The organism is Starkeya nomas, from assembly GCF_902703545.1.
Taxonomy (GTDB): Bacteria; Pseudomonadota; Alphaproteobacteria; order Rhizobiales; family Xanthobacteraceae; genus Ancylobacter; species Ancylobacter moscoviensis.
Map to the genome: position 1 here is coordinate 2,358,172 of NZ_CACSAS010000001.1, position 13,604 is coordinate 2,371,775.

At 67.1% G+C, this 13,604-nt stretch carries 15 protein-coding genes; 6 read left to right on the forward strand and 9 right to left on the reverse strand.

Translation table 11 applies throughout. The features are described from left to right. Nucleotides 1-27 precede the first annotated feature (27 nt). The 8 genes from STARVERO_RS11505 to STARVERO_RS11540 all read right to left on the reverse strand — a co-directional run bounded on the left by STARVERO_RS11505 (nucleotide 28) and on the right by STARVERO_RS11540 (nucleotide 6,824). Nucleotides 28-1,722 (reverse strand): formate--tetrahydrofolate ligase, encoded by a 1,695-nt coding sequence (locus tag STARVERO_RS11505; RefSeq protein WP_159598940.1) that lies wholly within the window; start codon nucleotides 1,720-1,722, stop codon nucleotides 28-30. A gap of 39 nt (nucleotides 1,723-1,761) precedes the next feature. After that, a complete protein-coding gene (locus STARVERO_RS11510; RefSeq protein WP_159598941.1) occupies nucleotides 1,762-2,172 on the reverse strand; it encodes a DoxX family protein in 411 nt (136 codons plus the stop codon). Nucleotides 2,173-2,260: 88 nt separating this feature from the next. Then, nucleotides 2,261-2,626, reverse strand: coding sequence for a hypothetical protein (locus tag STARVERO_RS11515; protein WP_144342743.1), 366 nt, complete (start codon nucleotides 2,624-2,626; stop codon nucleotides 2,261-2,263). Nucleotides 2,627-2,638: 12 nt separating this feature from the next. Further along, nucleotides 2,639-3,145, reverse strand: coding sequence for a xanthine phosphoribosyltransferase (gene gpt / locus STARVERO_RS11520; protein ID WP_144342742.1), 507 nt, complete (start codon nucleotides 3,143-3,145; stop codon nucleotides 2,639-2,641). Nucleotides 3,146-3,291: 146 nt separating this feature from the next. Further along, a complete protein-coding gene (locus tag STARVERO_RS11525) occupies nucleotides 3,292-4,113 on the reverse strand; it encodes an ABC transporter permease (protein ID WP_159598942.1) in 822 nt (273 codons plus the stop codon). After that, nucleotides 4,106-4,942, reverse strand: a complete 837-nt coding sequence (locus STARVERO_RS11530) for an ABC transporter ATP-binding protein (RefSeq protein WP_200837783.1) — start codon at nucleotides 4,940-4,942, stop codon at nucleotides 4,106-4,108. The genes STARVERO_RS11525 and STARVERO_RS11530 overlap by 8 nt, the downstream gene beginning before the upstream one ends. A 28-nt stretch (nucleotides 4,943-4,970) precedes the next feature. Then, on the reverse strand, nucleotides 4,971-5,981 hold the full coding sequence (locus STARVERO_RS11535) for an ABC transporter substrate-binding protein (protein WP_159598943.1): 1,011 nt from the start codon (nucleotides 5,979-5,981) through the stop codon (nucleotides 4,971-4,973). Between the two features lie 99 nt (nucleotides 5,982-6,080). Further along, a complete protein-coding gene (locus STARVERO_RS11540; RefSeq protein ID WP_159598944.1) occupies nucleotides 6,081-6,824 on the reverse strand; it encodes a competence/damage-inducible protein A in 744 nt (247 codons plus the stop codon). A 205-nt stretch (nucleotides 6,825-7,029) separates the two neighbouring features. On the opposite strand from STARVERO_RS11540, the gene STARVERO_RS11545 reads away from it, so the two are divergent. The 6 genes from STARVERO_RS11545 to STARVERO_RS11570 all read left to right on the forward strand — a co-directional run bounded on the left by STARVERO_RS11545 (nucleotide 7,030) and on the right by STARVERO_RS11570 (nucleotide 12,864). After that, nucleotides 7,030-8,451, forward strand: a complete 1,422-nt coding sequence (locus STARVERO_RS11545; RefSeq protein ID WP_144342738.1) for a circularly permuted type 2 ATP-grasp protein — start codon at nucleotides 7,030-7,032, stop codon at nucleotides 8,449-8,451. Nucleotides 8,452-8,490: 39 nt separating this feature from the next. Then, nucleotides 8,491-9,114 (forward strand): LysE family translocator, encoded by a 624-nt coding sequence (locus STARVERO_RS11550; RefSeq protein WP_159598945.1) that lies wholly within the window; start codon nucleotides 8,491-8,493, stop codon nucleotides 9,112-9,114. A gap of 12 nt (nucleotides 9,115-9,126) precedes the next feature. Continuing rightward, on the forward strand, nucleotides 9,127-10,071 hold the full coding sequence (locus tag STARVERO_RS11555; RefSeq protein WP_159598946.1) for an alpha-E domain-containing protein: 945 nt from the start codon (nucleotides 9,127-9,129) through the stop codon (nucleotides 10,069-10,071). 14 nt (nucleotides 10,072-10,085) lie between these two features. Continuing rightward, nucleotides 10,086-10,922, forward strand: coding sequence for a transglutaminase family protein (locus STARVERO_RS11560; protein WP_159598947.1), 837 nt, complete (start codon nucleotides 10,086-10,088; stop codon nucleotides 10,920-10,922). Between the two features lie 145 nt (nucleotides 10,923-11,067). Further along, complete coding sequence (locus STARVERO_RS11565; RefSeq protein WP_144342734.1) at nucleotides 11,068-11,814, forward strand: proteasome-type protease; 747 nt, start codon at nucleotides 11,068-11,070, stop codon at nucleotides 11,812-11,814. A gap of 303 nt (nucleotides 11,815-12,117) precedes the next feature. Further along, on the forward strand, nucleotides 12,118-12,864 hold the full coding sequence (locus tag STARVERO_RS11570) for an SDR family oxidoreductase (protein WP_159598948.1): 747 nt from the start codon (nucleotides 12,118-12,120) through the stop codon (nucleotides 12,862-12,864). Between the two features lie 23 nt (nucleotides 12,865-12,887). Here STARVERO_RS11570 and STARVERO_RS11575 read toward each other — a convergent pair whose 3' ends face one another. Continuing rightward, entirely contained in the window at nucleotides 12,888-13,490 is a 603-nt protein-coding gene (locus STARVERO_RS11575; RefSeq protein ID WP_186291894.1) for an exopolysaccharide biosynthesis protein, read from the reverse strand. Nucleotides 13,491-13,604 lie beyond the last annotated feature (114 nt).

The window sequence follows — 13,604 nt, forward strand, 5'->3', positions numbered from 1 at the left end:
GGCCGGGCCATCGGGGCCCCGGATGTCCTAGAACACCCCGCCGATGAAGCCGGTTTCATCGACGAAGATATGCTCGGCCGCCGGCTGCGAGGGCAAGCCCGGCATCGTCATCACATCGCCGCACAGCGCCACGACGAAACCCGCCCCGGCCGACAGTCTCACCTCGCGAACCGGCAGGGTGAAACCTTCCGGCGCGCCGCGTTGCGCGGGGTCGGCGGAGAAGCTGTACTGCGTCTTCGCCATGCAGATCGGCAGGTCGCCATAGCCCTGCCCCTCGAACTCGCCGAGACGGCGCAGGGCGACCGGATCGATCGAGATGGCTCCGGCGCGGTAGATGCGGCGGGCGATGGTCTCGATCTTCTGCACCAGCGAGAGGTTGCTCTCGTAGATCGGCTTGAAGGCGGAGGGTTGCGACGCCAGTTGCACCACCTCGGCGGCGAGGTCGACGGCCCCCGCCGAGCCTTCCGCCCAGTGCGAGCACAGATGCACGCTGGCCCCCACCGCCGCGCAGGCCTGCTTGATCGCCTCGATCTCCGCCGACGTGTCGCTGGTGAAACGGTTGATCGCCACCACCGCCGGCAAGCCGAAGGCCTTCATGTTCTCGATGTGCCGCACGAGATTGGCCGAACCGGCCTTCACCGCCGCCACGTTCTCCGGGCCGAGTTCCTTCTGCCCGACGCCGCCGTGCATCTTCAGCGCGCGTACGGTCGCGACGATCACCACGGCGGAAGGCGAGAGCCCCGCCTGCCGGCACTTGATGTCGAGGAACTTCTCGGCGCCGAGATCGGCGCCGAAACCCGCCTCGGTCACCACATAGTCGGCAAGGCCCAGCGCAGTGCGCGTCGCCATCACCGAGTTGCAGCCATGGGCGATGTTGGCGAACGGGCCGCCATGCACGACGGCCGGCGTCGCCTCCAGCGTCTGCACGAGGTTGGGCTGGAAGGCATCGCGCAGCAGCGCCGCCATCGCGCCCGTCACCTTGAGCTGGCCGGCGGTGATCGGCTGGCGGGCGCGGTTCTGCGCCACCACCATGCGACCGAGCCGGTCTTCCAAATCCTCCAGCGACCGCGCGAGGCAGAAGATCGCCATGACCTCGCTTGCCACCGTGATGTCGAAGCCGTCCTCGCGCGGGAAACCGTTGCCCGGTCCCCCGAGGCCGACCACCACGCTGCGCAGCGCGCGGTCGTTGAGATCGACCACGCGGCGCCAGTTGATGCGCCGGGCGTCGATGTCGAGCGCGTTGCCCCAGTAGATGTGGTTGTCGATGGCGGCGGCGAGCAGGTTGTGCGCGGCGCTGATGGCGTGGAAGTCGCCGGTGAAGTGCAGGTTGATGTCCTGCATCGGCACGATCTGCGAGCGCCCGCCGCCCGTCGCCCCGCCCTTGGAGCCGAACACCGGCCCGAGGCTCGGCTCGCGCAGGGCGATGGCCACCCGCTTGCCGGCACGCGCCAGCGCGTCGCCGAGGCCGATGGTGGTCGTGGTCTTGCCCTCGCCCGCCGGGGTCGGGTTGATCGCGGTGACGAGGATCAGCTTGCCGTCCGCCTTGGCCTCGGCGCGGCGAGCGAAATCGAGGGCGATCTTCGCCTTGTCGTGACCGTAGCGGTAGAGCGAGGCCGCCGGGACTCCCAGCTTGTTGCCGATTTCCTCGATGGGCCGCGGCGTCACCGACGCGGCGATCGCCGCATCGCTGTTGGGATCGATCTTGCGCACCGCGGTATTCATGAGGGCTCCCGTCTCAACGCCACGTCGAACGCCACGCCATCAGGCCGTGCGCGTGCGCTCGGCCAGAATGGCGACCAGCAACATGCCGCCGATCACCGCGAGGTGCTCGACGACGAAATAGAACTCGATCTGCGCCATCTGGCCTTCCATGGTCCAGAAATGGTGCGCGATCGGAATGGTCAGCGCCGTGAAGACGCCGAGCGCCCCCGCGCCCAGCCACGTCGCCCGATTCAGCAGGATCAGCACGCCGCCGGCAAGCTGCGTGGCGATGGTCGCCACCGCGAACAGCCACGGCGGGTTGAGCCCGAAATACGCCATCTCGGCCTGCGCGCCGGCAAAATCCGTGATCTTGCTGATGGCGCTGCCGAGGAACATGAAGACGAGCAGGAGACGCGCGAGAAAGGCCGTGGCCGGAGACCGCAGGATGCCGGAAATGATGGCGGGGGTCATCGTTGGAATTCCCGAAACGGCACATTTTGCCGCACCCCGGCATACCGCAGGGGCACCATAAAGGCGAGCCGCATCAGGATACCAGAGGTCATGATGGGCGGCTTTCGGCCCCGTCATCCTCCGCCTGCTCCTCCTCGCGCGCGGCCTTCGCCTCGGCGATGAACTCGGCGGCGTATTTCTTGGCGTCGCGCACGCTCTCGCCCAGCTCCCGGGAGAAGCGGTCGAGATCGAGCCGCAGGCCGCCGACCGACGGCTTCTCGGTCTCCGAGGCATAGGCGACCATGCGCAGCGACAGGCCAATATCGGAGGCGAGCATCGAGATGAAGCCGTCGCTCAGATCGTGCTTCTCGGCGTAGTCGATCAGCATGTCGTAGAGCGCGGTGCGATGCGTCTCATAGGCCGCATCGAACGCCTCGTCGGACTCCTCGTCCGTCCTGTCAAACTCACCGGTCATGGATGATTTTCCTCACGCCACCCCGTCGCGGATCGGCGGCTGGAAGCTCAGCCCCATGTCCCACGGGAAATAGATCCAGGTATCCTGGCTCACCTCGGTGATGAAGGTGTCCACCAGCGGGCGGCCCAGCGGCTTGGCGTAGAGTGTGGCGAAATGCGCCTGCGGCAGCATCTCGCGCACCAGCCGGGCCGTCTTGCCGGTATCCACCAGATCGTCGATCACCAAGAGCCCCTGCCCACCCTCGCCGGCCGTCGCCATGACGACCTCGGAGATGGGCTTGAGCACCTGCATTTCGCCCTGCTTCGTATAATCGTGATAGCTGGCGATGCAGACCGTCTCGATCATTCGCAGCCCCAGCTCGCGGGCCACGATCGCCGCCGGCACCAGGCCGCCGCGGGTGATGCAGACGATGCCGGAGAACGGACCCGCCCCGGCGAGCCGCCAGGTCAGGGCGCGGGCATCGCGGTGAAACTGGTCCCAGGAGACCGGAAAGGCCTTCTTCTGGCGATCGTCGGACATGAAACAGATCCCGGAGGGCTCGCAATGAGCCATTTTCCGAGATCATTAGCCGTAGCGCGCCGCCTTCTCCAGTGCCGGCCCCCGAAAATCCCCGCCTTACGCCATAAGCCCTATTCCTTAGACGGGCGGCGCCGCCCGCCGCATGGTCAGCTCTCCTGCCCCCAGCGCCGCACGGTGACGCGGTTCAGCGTCGCGAAGACCAGCGTCTCCACCGCCAGGCCGATCAGGATCACCGTCAGCAGGCCGGCGAAGACGTTCGCCGTCTCCAGCTGCGCCCGGTTGGTGAAGATGAACCAGCCGAGCCCGCCGGAGCGCGCGCTGGCGCCGAACACCATCTCCGCCGCGATCAGCGTGCGCCAGGCGAAGGCCCAGCCGAGCCGGAGCCCGGAAAGGATCGAGGGCAGCGCCGCCGGCACCAGCAGCGCGAAGACGTAGGAAGGACCGGAGAGGCCGATATTGCGCCCCGCCATGCGCAATGTCGGCGGCACGGCGCGGAAGCCCGCGTGGCAGGCGAGCGCCAGCGGCCACAGCACGGCGTGGACGATGACGAAGACGAGGCTCGACGATCCGATGCCGAACCACAGCAGCGCGATGGGCAGCAGCGCGATGGCCGGCAGCGGGTTGAACATCGAGGTGAGCAGCGAGAGCAGGCTCTCCCCCCAGCGGTTGAGCACCGCGAGGGCGGTGATCGCCGCCGCCAGCACGATGCCGATGGCATAGCCGGTCAGCAGCACCTCCAGCGACGCCCAGACGCGTTCGGGCAGCTCGCCGTTCAGCGTCTCGCTCCACAGCGCGCCCAGCGTTTCGAGGAAGGTCGGCAGCAGCAGCGAATTTCCGAGCCAGCGCGCATAGAGTTCCCAGCCGGCCGCCAGCAGCGCGAGGATCATCGCCCGGCGCGCGCCGGGGCCCAGCACCAGCGGACGGCGAAGCGATGCCGCGGCCGGAAGATGCAGCGTTCCGTCAGACATGATCGTCCTCGTGGTCACTCCCGCCCTCGTCGGCTCCGCGCGGTCCGGCGAAGAGCCGCGCCTGGATCTCGGCTTCCAGCAGGCCGAACGGCGCCGTCCCGCGCCGCGTCGCCTCGGATACCTCGTATTCGGCGGCGATGCGGCCGGGATGCGGGCTCAGCACGAGAACGCGGGTGCCCACGTGCAGCGCCTCGTCTATGGCGTGGGTGACGAACAGGCAGGTCGCCCCCGTCTCCTCGCACAGGCCGAGCAGTTCGTCCTGCATGCGCCGACGAGAAAGAGCGTCGAGCGCGGCGAAGGGCTCGTCCATCAGCAGGATCGCCGGCTGCACCGCGAAGGCGCGGGCGATGGCGACCCGCTGCTTCATGCCGCCCGAGAGCGTGTGCGGATAGGCATCGGCGAATTTGGCGAGCCCCACACGGCCGGCCCAGTCCAGCGCCACCGCATGTGCCTCGGCCCGCGACAGGCCGCGAGCCCGGCGCAGGGCAAAGGCGATGTTGCCGGCCACCGTGCGCCAGGGAAGAAGCTGGTCGAATTCCTGAAACACCACCATGCGGTCCGGCCCCGGCCCCTTCACCGGCAGGCCGCCGAGGCGGATTTCGCCCGATGCGGGTTTCAGGAAACCACCGACGGCGCGCAGGAGGGTCGACTTTCCGCAGCCCGAAGGCCCGAGCAGCGCCAGCCTCTCGCCGGTGCCGATGGTGAAGGAAACATCCTCCACCGCCGTCACGATGCCGGCGGCTGTCGCGTAGCGCAGCGTCACATGGTCGACGGCGAGCGCCGCGGGCGCGCTGCGGGGTGCCGGCCTGCCGGCGATGGGCGGCGGCATGCGGCTCTCGGCCGGCATTGCCACCGGCTCAGCTCCCGTTCCGGGCGTGCAGGCCGGGCTGGAACAGCTCCTTCCAGCCGGGCTTCTGCTTGATGAGGCCGATGCGGTATTCGAAGTCGGAGAACACGTCGACCCGCTCCGGCACGGTGGTGAAGTTGATCTGCGGGTCACGGATGATCCGCTCGACGAAGGCCGGATCGAGCTTGGAACTCTCCGCCGCGATATAGAGCTTTGCCGCCTCGGCCGGGTTGGCCTTGATCCATGCATTGGCCTCGTCGAGCGCGGCGACGAAGGCGTTCACGGTTTTCGGGTTCTCGGTGGCGAATTTCTTGGTGCCGTAGACCACGTTGAAGGTGTGCGGGCCGCCCAGCACGTCATAGCTGTTCAGCACCGCATGGACCTTGCCGCTTTCCAGCTGCTGCTGGACGAAGGGCGGCGAGGTGAAATGCGCGGTGATGCCGCCGGTGCCGGCGAGGATCGAGGTGGTCGCGTCGGGATGCGGCAGGCTCACCGTCAGGTCGTCGAGCTTGTCGTACTGGCCGAACTCCTTCTCGGCCGCGATCTGCAGCACGATCGGCTGGAAGCCGACCTTCACGGAGGGCAGCGCGATGCGGTCGGTGGCGGCGAAGTCCTTGAGCGTCTTCACCTTGGGATTGTTGGTGGTCAGCACGTTCGGCATGGAGCCGAGCGAGGAGATCAGCACGATGTCGGTCTTACCGCGCGTCTTGTCCCAGGTGAGGATGGCCGGCGCGACGCCCGCCGTGGCGAAGTCCAGCCCACCGGAGATCAGCGCATCGTTCATCGCCGCCGCACCCGAGAGGCGCAGCCATTCGACCTTCAGATCCGGCAGCCCGTCCGCCGCCGCATGCTTCTCGATAAGCTTCTGCTCCTTGGCGACGATCAACGGCAGATAGGCGATACCAAACTGCTGGGCGATGCGCAGTTCGCCGGTTTCCGCCGACGCGGGCGAAGCGTGGAACAGGGTGCCTGCCGGCGTCAGGGCGAGCGCCATGGCGGCAAGAAGAGCGCGAAGGCGCATGGGAAGTCTCCGTCCAAACCGATGTCTGGACGGAACTCTTGCTTATTAATACATAAAGTCAATAGATTTTATAATTTATCGCGAGGCTGCGCTGTGAAATCACCAGCGACGCACGGTGTCCACCATCGCCTGTACCTCGGCCAGCGCGGCGGCGAGCTTTCGCGGATCGCGTGAGCGCACCACCAGATTGGTGTTGGGCCGCCCGTCCTCTCCCATGAAGGGATAGCTGCCGATGGTCACTTCCGGATGCGCCTCGGCGATGATCCGTAGCGGGCCGCCGACATCCCCTTCCCTGGCATTGGCGAGGATCGTCTCGGACAGCATGCGCACGCCGGTGCGCAGCCTGGGCGCCACCTGATCCAGCATCGCCTGCATGATGGTCGGCACGCCGGCCATGACGATGACGTTGCCGATCCAGAAGCCCGGCGCCTTGGAAACGGGGTTGGGCACGAGTTCGGCCCCGTCCGGGATGCGCGCCATCCGTAGCCGCGCTTCGTTCAGGTCCTCCGCCTTTATGTATTCGAGGAGCATGGCGCGCGCGCGGGGATCCACATCGATGCTCACCCCGAAGGCCTTGGCCACCGAATCGGCGGTGATGTCGTCATGGGTCGGCCCGATTCCGCCGGTGGTGAAGAGATAAGTATAGCGCGCCCGCAGCGCGTTCACCGCCGTGACGATCTCTTCCTCGACGTCCGGCACCACCCGCACCTCGCGCACGTCGATGCCGAGAGTGGTGAGATATTCGGCGATGTAGCCGATGTTCCGGTCCTTGGTGCGGCCCGAAAGTATCTCGTCGCCAATCACCAGGATCGCCGCCGTCACCGGCTCCACCGAGGCCGTCATCCGATTCTCCTCCGTCCCGTGGGCGGTCCGAGGCCTCGTCCGCCGCAAATCAACGCATACCACGCCGCAAGCGAGGGCAGTCGCCTGCCAATTGGGCAGAAGCCACACGCAATGGTTCGATTATCGCAATGCGGAGTCTTCCGCCCCTTCCGCTGGCACGAGCTTTGTAGCTAACTTGAGCGAGTTGGGGAGTAGATTTGCACCTATGAGCGTCGCCTTCGACGAGATGACCAATGCGGACGGCTCGATCCGCTCCGCCTACACCGCCCTCGCACGCTGGTTGAGCAATGTTCCGCCCGACGTGCTGGATTTCCGACGCAAGGAAGCCGAGTTCATCTTCCGGCGCATCGGCATCACGTTCGCGGTCTATGGCGACAGCGATGCCCAGGAACGCCTGATCCCCTTCGACATCATCCCGCGCATCCTCACCGGCACCGAATGGCGCCGCATGTCGCGCGGGCTGGAGCAGCGCGTGAAGGCGCTGAACCTCTACCTGAAGGACATCTATTCGCGGCGGGAGATCCTCAAGGCCGGCGTGGTGCCGGAGGACCTCGTCTACCAGAACCCGGCCTTCCGCCCGGAGATGAACGGCCAGAAGGTGCCGCACGACCTCTATGTCCACATCGCCGGCATCGACGTGGTGCGGGTGGATTCGGAAACCTTCTACGTCCTGGAAGACAACGCCCGCACGCCCTCCGGCGTCTCTTACATGCTGGAGAACCGCGAGATCATGATGCGGCTCTTCCCGGAGCTGTTCGCCGACAACCGCGTCGCGCCGGTGGAGAACTACACCGACGAATTGCTGGCCACGCTCAAATCGGTGGCCCCGCTCAGCGCCAGCAGCGACCCCGTGGTCGTCGTGCTCACGCCCGGCATCTACAACTCCGCCTATTACGAGCACTCCTTCCTCGCCGACAAGCTGGGCGTCGAGCTGGTCGAGGGCCGGGACCTCTTCGTGCGCAGCGACGTCGTCTACATGCGCACCACCGAGGGGCCGCGCCGCGTCGACGTCATCTATCGCCGCCTCGACGACGATTTCCTCGACCCCCTCACCTTCCGGCCCGACAGCGCCCTCGGCGTGCCCGGGCTGATGAGCGCCTACAATGCCGGCAACGTCACGCTGACCAACGCGGTCGGCACCGGCGTCGCCGACGACAAGGCGGTCTACAGCTACATGCCGGACATCATCCGCTTCTATCTCGGCGAGGAGCCGCTGCTGAAGAACGTGCCGACCTGGCGCTGCCGCGAGGCCGACCACCTGAAATATGTGCTCGATCACCTGAACGAGCTCGTCGTGAAGGAGGTCCACGGCTCCGGCGGCTACGGCATGCTCATCGGCCCGCGCGCCGACAAGGCGCAGATCGAGCTGTTCCGCGCCAAGCTGAAGCAGGATCCGACCAACTTCATCGCCCAGCCCACGCTCGCGCTGTCGACCTGCCCCACCTTCGTCGAGGAGGGCATCGCGCCGCGCCACGTGGACCTGCGCCCCTTCGTGCTCACCGGCTCCGACCGGGTGCGCATCGTGCCGGGCGGCCTCACCCGGGTGGCGCTCGAGGCCGGCTCGCTGGTGGTCAATTCCAGCCAGGGCGGCGGAACCAAGGACACCTGGGTGCTGGAGGAGAGCTGAGGCCGCGATTCAAGGTCCCGAGAACGGGAGGGAGCACCGATGCCGATAGAGACATGGCTGGCCTTCGTCGCCGCCTCGGCGGTCCTGCTGGTGATACCCGGGCCGACCATCCTGCTCGTCGTCTCCTACGCGCTCGGCCAGGGGCGGCGGGTGGCGTTCCCGGTCGCGCTGGGCGTGGCGCTCGGCGACTTCACCGCGATGACGCTCTCCATGCTCGGCCTCGGCGCCCTGCTGGCGACCTCGGCGACGCTGTTCACCATCCTCAAATGGATCGGCGCGGCCTATCTCATCTGGCTCGGCATCAAGCTCTGGCGGGCGGGCGGCGCCCCCTCCTTCGGCGAGGCCCGCGCGGCCGGCCCGACATGGCGGATGATGCTGCACGCCTGGATCGTCACCGCGCTGAACCCGAAGAGCATCACCTTCTTCGTGGCCTTCCTGCCGCAGTTCCTCGATCCCGCCGGCGACTTCCTCACGCAGATGGCGGTCTTCGAGACCACCTTCCTTGCACTCGCCGCCGCCAACGCCTTCGGCTACGCGCTGCTCGCCGGCCGCCTGCGCGGCGCGGTGCGCAGCCCGCGCCTGGTCGCCACCTTCAACCGGGTCGGCGGCTCCCTCCTGATCGCGGCGGGCGTCACCACGCTTGCCTGGCGCCACGCCAAATAGAACGCGGTTCCCATGCTTTCTCGCACTGCCGACAATCTCTACTGGCTCTCCCGCTACATGGAGCGGGCGGACTGCCTCGCGCGTATTCTGGACGTCACCCAGCGCCTCGCCCAGCTGCCGGCGGCCTATGGTGGCTCGACCAATGAGTGGCGTTCGGCCCTGCTCACCGCCGGCTGCGCCGACCTGTTCAAGCAGGTCCATGGCGAGGAGACCAACGAGCAGAACGTGGTCAATTTCCTCGCCTTCGCGCCGGAAAACCCCTCCTCCATCCGCAACTGCTTCGAGATCGCCCGCACCAATGCCCGCTCGGTGCGCACCGCGCTCACCATGGAGATGTGGGAGACCATCAATTCCGCCTGGCTGGAACTGAAGCGCTACTCCACCAAGAACATGACCCGCGAGGAACTCGCCCGCTTCCTTTCCTTCGTAAAGGAGACCTCGCTGCGCTTCGACGGCGCCGCCTACCGCACCATGCTGCGTAACGACGCCTTCTGGTTCTCGCGCGTGGGCATGTATGTCGAGCGCGCCGACAACACCGCGCGCATCCTCGACGTGAAGTATCATGTGCTGCTGCCGGATTCCGAGCACATCGGCGGCCCGCTCGACTACTTCCAGTGGGCCTCGATCCTGCGCTCGGTCTCGGCGCTCACCAGCTTCCACTGGGTCTACCGCGAGAGCGTGAAGCCGTGGCTGGTGGCGGACCTGCTCATCCTCAACGCGCAGATGCCGCGCTCGCTGACGAGCTGCTACCAGAACATCACGCGCTATCTCGACGACATCGCCGCCTATTACGGCCGGCAGGGCAGCGCGCAGCGCCTCGCCCGCTCGACGCTCACCAAGCTCGGCAACAGCCGGATGGAGGACATCTTCCAGACCGGACTGCACGAATTCATCGATTCCTTCGTCTTCGAGAACAACCGCCTCGGCTCCACCGTCACCGAGCAATACCTGCTCTGACCCGGTTTCGCGTCATGCGTATTCATGTGAACCACGCCACCACCTACAGCTACGATCCGCCGGCCAACGGCGCGATCCAGACCCTGCGCCTGACGCCCCGCAACCATGACGGCCAGTATGTCGTCTCATGGCGCATCGACGTGTCGGAAGGCTGCCGGCTGCGGTCGCACGAGGACGCTTTCGGCAACCTCACCCACACCTTCGCCCTTGAAGGGCCCATCGGCGAATTGCGGGTGCTGGTCGAAGGCGAGATCGAGACGCAGGATACCGCCGGCGTCATCCGCGGCATCAGCGAGCGCTTCCCGCCGTCCCTGTTCCTGCGCGGCACCGACCTCACCGCGATGGATGCCGACCTCGTCGCCTTCGCCGAGACCGCCGGCACCGGCGAGGGCGATCGCATCGCCCGGCTCCACCGGCTGATGGACGCGATCGCGGATGCGATGACCTTCGATCCCGACCCGACCCACGCCTCGACCGCGGCGGCGGAGGCCTTTCAGCTCAAGCGCGGCGTCTGCCAGGATTTCGCGCACATCTTCTCCGCCTGCGCGCGCCATCTCGGCATGCCCGCCCGCTATGTCAGCGGCTATCTGGTCGGCGACGGCGCGGAACCGGAACAGCGCGCCGGGCATCAGGCGGGCCATGCCTGGGCGGAAGCCTATGTGGAAGGGCTCGGCTGGGTCGGGTTCGATGCCGCCAACCGCCAGTGCCCGACCGATTCCTATGTGAGGGTCGCGGTCGGCCTCGATTATCTCGGCGCCGCGCCGGTACGAGGCAACCGCTATGGCGGCGGCGACGAGAACCTCACCGTCGCCCTCAAGGTCGACCAGTCGAGCCGGCAGATTCAGGGTTAGGAACATTTTTCACCCGGCTCCGGCCGATCGGGCGAGCCGCCGGATCGGCCGGAGCCGGGTTGCCGGGCAGGAAAGCGCCCCGTTATAAGGGCGCGGGAGCGGCCGCCAGCCAGAGGCACCGGCGGCGTAGGGGAAAGCGCCTTTCATGACCTATTGTTGCGGTATCCTGGTGCGTGACGGCCTCGTCATGATCGCCGACACCCGGACCAATGCGGGGCTCGACAACGTGTCGACCTTCCGCAAGCTCCACGTGTTCGAGGAGCCCGGCCGGCATGTGCTGGCGCTCTCCACCGCCGGCAACCTCTCCATCTCCCAGGCCGTGATCAGCACGCTGCAGGAAGGTCTCGACAATCCGGAAACCGGGCAGAAGGAGACGCTCTCCACCTGCTCGTCGATGTTCCGGGCAACGCAGCTCGTCGGCCGCGCGGTGCGTCACGTCTACGAGCTTTATGGAGACGCGCTGAAGGACGCCGACGTCCGCTTCGACGTCTCCTTCCTGTTCGGCGGGCAGGTGAATGGCGGCCGGATGCGGCTGTTCATGATCTACTCGGCCGGCAACTTCATCGAGTGCACGAGCGACACGCCCTTCCTGCAGATCGGCGAGCACAAATACGGCAAGCCGGTGCTGGACCGCTCGATCGGCTTTGACATGGACCTCTACGACGCGCTGAAGTCGGGCCTGATCTCGATGGATTCGACCATGCGCTCCAATCTCGGCGTCGGCATGCCGATCGACATTCTCGTGGCGCGGCGGGATGCCGGCCATTCCGAGCTGAACTACCGCATCGAGCCGGGTGAGCCCTATTTCCACGACCTGCGCGAGCGCTGGTCGGCGGCCCTGCGCGCCGCGCACACCGCCATTCCGCGCCCGCCCTACGGGCGTCAGCGCTGATCGCCAGAAGAAAGGGCCGGACGCATCGCTGCGACCGGCCCTTCTGCTTGGGCGCCCCTCATTCGTCAGGTAATGAGGTACAAAAGAATGATGATCGGAATCGGAATACCGATGAGCCACATCAGAATGGCGGGCATGATCGTTCACCTCCCGTCAGAATGACTTGTCCTATGCAGCTTTAACGCGGACATCTCTTCGAGGTTCCCGCCGTCGACGAAGAGCGATGCGGGATATGCGGTTCGACCGTCCGGCTTGTCCGCCGCCGGCACCTCGTCCATCTTCGCCCGCCTCGGGAGGAAACACATGAACGCCAATCGCATCGCCCTCGTCACCGGCGCCGGCACCGGCATCGGCAAGGCCGCCGCGCTCGCCCTTGGCGAGGCCGGCTTCACCGTCGTGCTCACCGGGCGCCGGGCCGAGCCGCTCGACGCCGTGGCGGCGAGCCTCGACGGCAAGGGGCACGTCGTCACCGCGGACATCAGCGCCCCCGCCTCCGTCTCCGCCCTGTTCGACACCATCGCCGCGCGCTTCGGCCGGCTGGACGTCCTGTTCAACAATGCCGGCGGCTGGTCCGCCGCGACGCCGATCGAGGACATTCCGCTGGAAGACTGGCAGCGCGTGGTGAATGTGAACCTCACCGGCGTGTTCCTGTGCACCCAGCACGCCATCCGGCTGATGAAGGCGCAGGACCCCAAGGGCGGCCGCATCATCAACAACGGCTCGATCTCCGCCCACGCCCCGCGCCCGCTGACCGGCCCCTACACGGCAACCAAGCACGCCGTCACCGGCCTCACCAAGCAGGTGGCGCTGGAAGGCCGGGCCCACAACATCGCCTGCGGGCAGATCGATATCGGCAATGCCGACACCGACATGGCGGTGAAAATGAAGACCGGCATCCTCCAGGCCAACGGCCAGATCATGGTCGAGCCGACCTTCGATCCCGTCCACGCCGGCCGCGCCGTCGCCTACATGGCGAGCCTACCGCTCGACGCCAACGTGCTGACCATGACCATCATGGCGACCAGCGCTCCCTTCGTCGGGCGGGGGTGAGACGCCAGCCGGCGGGCGGGACGTCAGATGACGGCCAGCGCGCCCTGGAACAGCAGCCAGCTCAACAGGCCCATGACGCCGAGGCTGATCAGCGTGGCGACGACGCCGGCGGCGATGAACACGCCGTCGCGCTCCACCAGCCCGAGGCCGAGGATGACGACGGCGATGCCCGGCGGCAGATTGCCGAAGATCGGGATCGGCAGCAGCAGCAGCAGGCCGAGCAGCACCACCATGCCGCCCAGCACGAAGCGCGCCGACGGCGAGGAGAAATAGGGCAGCCGCGGGCGCGAATAGCCCTCGAAGCGGCGGATCCATTTCAGCGAGCCGTTGACGATCTTCTCCAGCAGCGCGCGCGAGATCGTCCGGTTTGCCAGCCAGCGCGGCAGCCAGAGCTCATCGCGCCCCATCACCATCTGCACGCCGACGAGACACAGCAGCACGCCGCAGATGACCGGCAGGCCCGGCGGCATCGGCAGGCAGTTGGGCAGGCCGAGCAGCAGGATCGACAGGCCGAAGGCGCGGTTGCGCAGGGCGTGCACGATCTCGCCCACGCCGATGCGTTCCGCCGAATGGGCGGTGACGATCGCGGAGAGCAGCTCCGACGTGCGCGGTGAGCGATGATCCAAGGGCCTGACCAGGTGCCTGCTTCCGATACGGACACCGGGGGCGGCACCCATTTCGCCGCCCTCATAGCACGTCGGAAGCGACAAGAAGAGGGCAGCCCGGTCAAAAGGCCCGTT

Bases quoted from the DNA above. Each gene is read 5' to 3' on its own strand.
- STARVERO_RS11515 (WP_144342743.1), bottom strand. From the start codon at position 2,626: ATGACCGGTGAGTTTGACAGGACGGACGAGGAGTCCGACGAGGCGTTC.
- STARVERO_RS11510 (WP_159598941.1), bottom strand. From the start codon at position 2,172: ATGACCCCCGCCATCATTTCCGGCATCCTGCGGTCTCCGGCCACGGCC.
- STARVERO_RS11560 (WP_159598947.1), top strand. From the start codon at position 10,086: ATGCGTATTCATGTGAACCACGCCACCACCTACAGCTACGATCCGCCG.
- STARVERO_RS11525 (WP_159598942.1), bottom strand. From the start codon at position 4,113: ATGTCTGACGGAACGCTGCATCTTCCGGCCGCGGCATCGCTTCGCCGT.
- STARVERO_RS11565 (WP_144342734.1), top strand. From the start codon at position 11,068: ATGACCTATTGTTGCGGTATCCTGGTGCGTGACGGCCTCGTCATGATC.
- STARVERO_RS11550 (WP_159598945.1), top strand. From the start codon at position 8,491: ATGCCGATAGAGACATGGCTGGCCTTCGTCGCCGCCTCGGCGGTCCTG.
- STARVERO_RS11555 (WP_159598946.1), top strand. From the start codon at position 9,127: ATGCTTTCTCGCACTGCCGACAATCTCTACTGGCTCTCCCGCTACATG.
- STARVERO_RS11530 (WP_200837783.1), bottom strand. From the start codon at position 4,942: ATGCCGCCGCCCATCGCCGGCAGGCCGGCACCCCGCAGCGCGCCCGCG.
- STARVERO_RS11535 (WP_159598943.1), bottom strand. From the start codon at position 5,981: ATGCGCCTTCGCGCTCTTCTTGCCGCCATGGCGCTCGCCCTGACGCCG.
- STARVERO_RS11545 (WP_144342738.1), top strand. From the start codon at position 7,030: ATGAGCGTCGCCTTCGACGAGATGACCAATGCGGACGGCTCGATCCGC.
- gpt (WP_144342742.1), bottom strand. From the start codon at position 3,145: ATGTCCGACGATCGCCAGAAGAAGGCCTTTCCGGTCTCCTGGGACCAG.
- STARVERO_RS11505 (WP_159598940.1), bottom strand. From the start codon at position 1,722: ATGAATACCGCGGTGCGCAAGATCGATCCCAACAGCGATGCGGCGATC.
- STARVERO_RS11570 (WP_159598948.1), top strand. From the start codon at position 12,118: ATGAACGCCAATCGCATCGCCCTCGTCACCGGCGCCGGCACCGGCATC.
- STARVERO_RS11540 (WP_159598944.1), bottom strand. From the start codon at position 6,824: ATGACGGCCTCGGTGGAGCCGGTGACGGCGGCGATCCTGGTGATTGGC.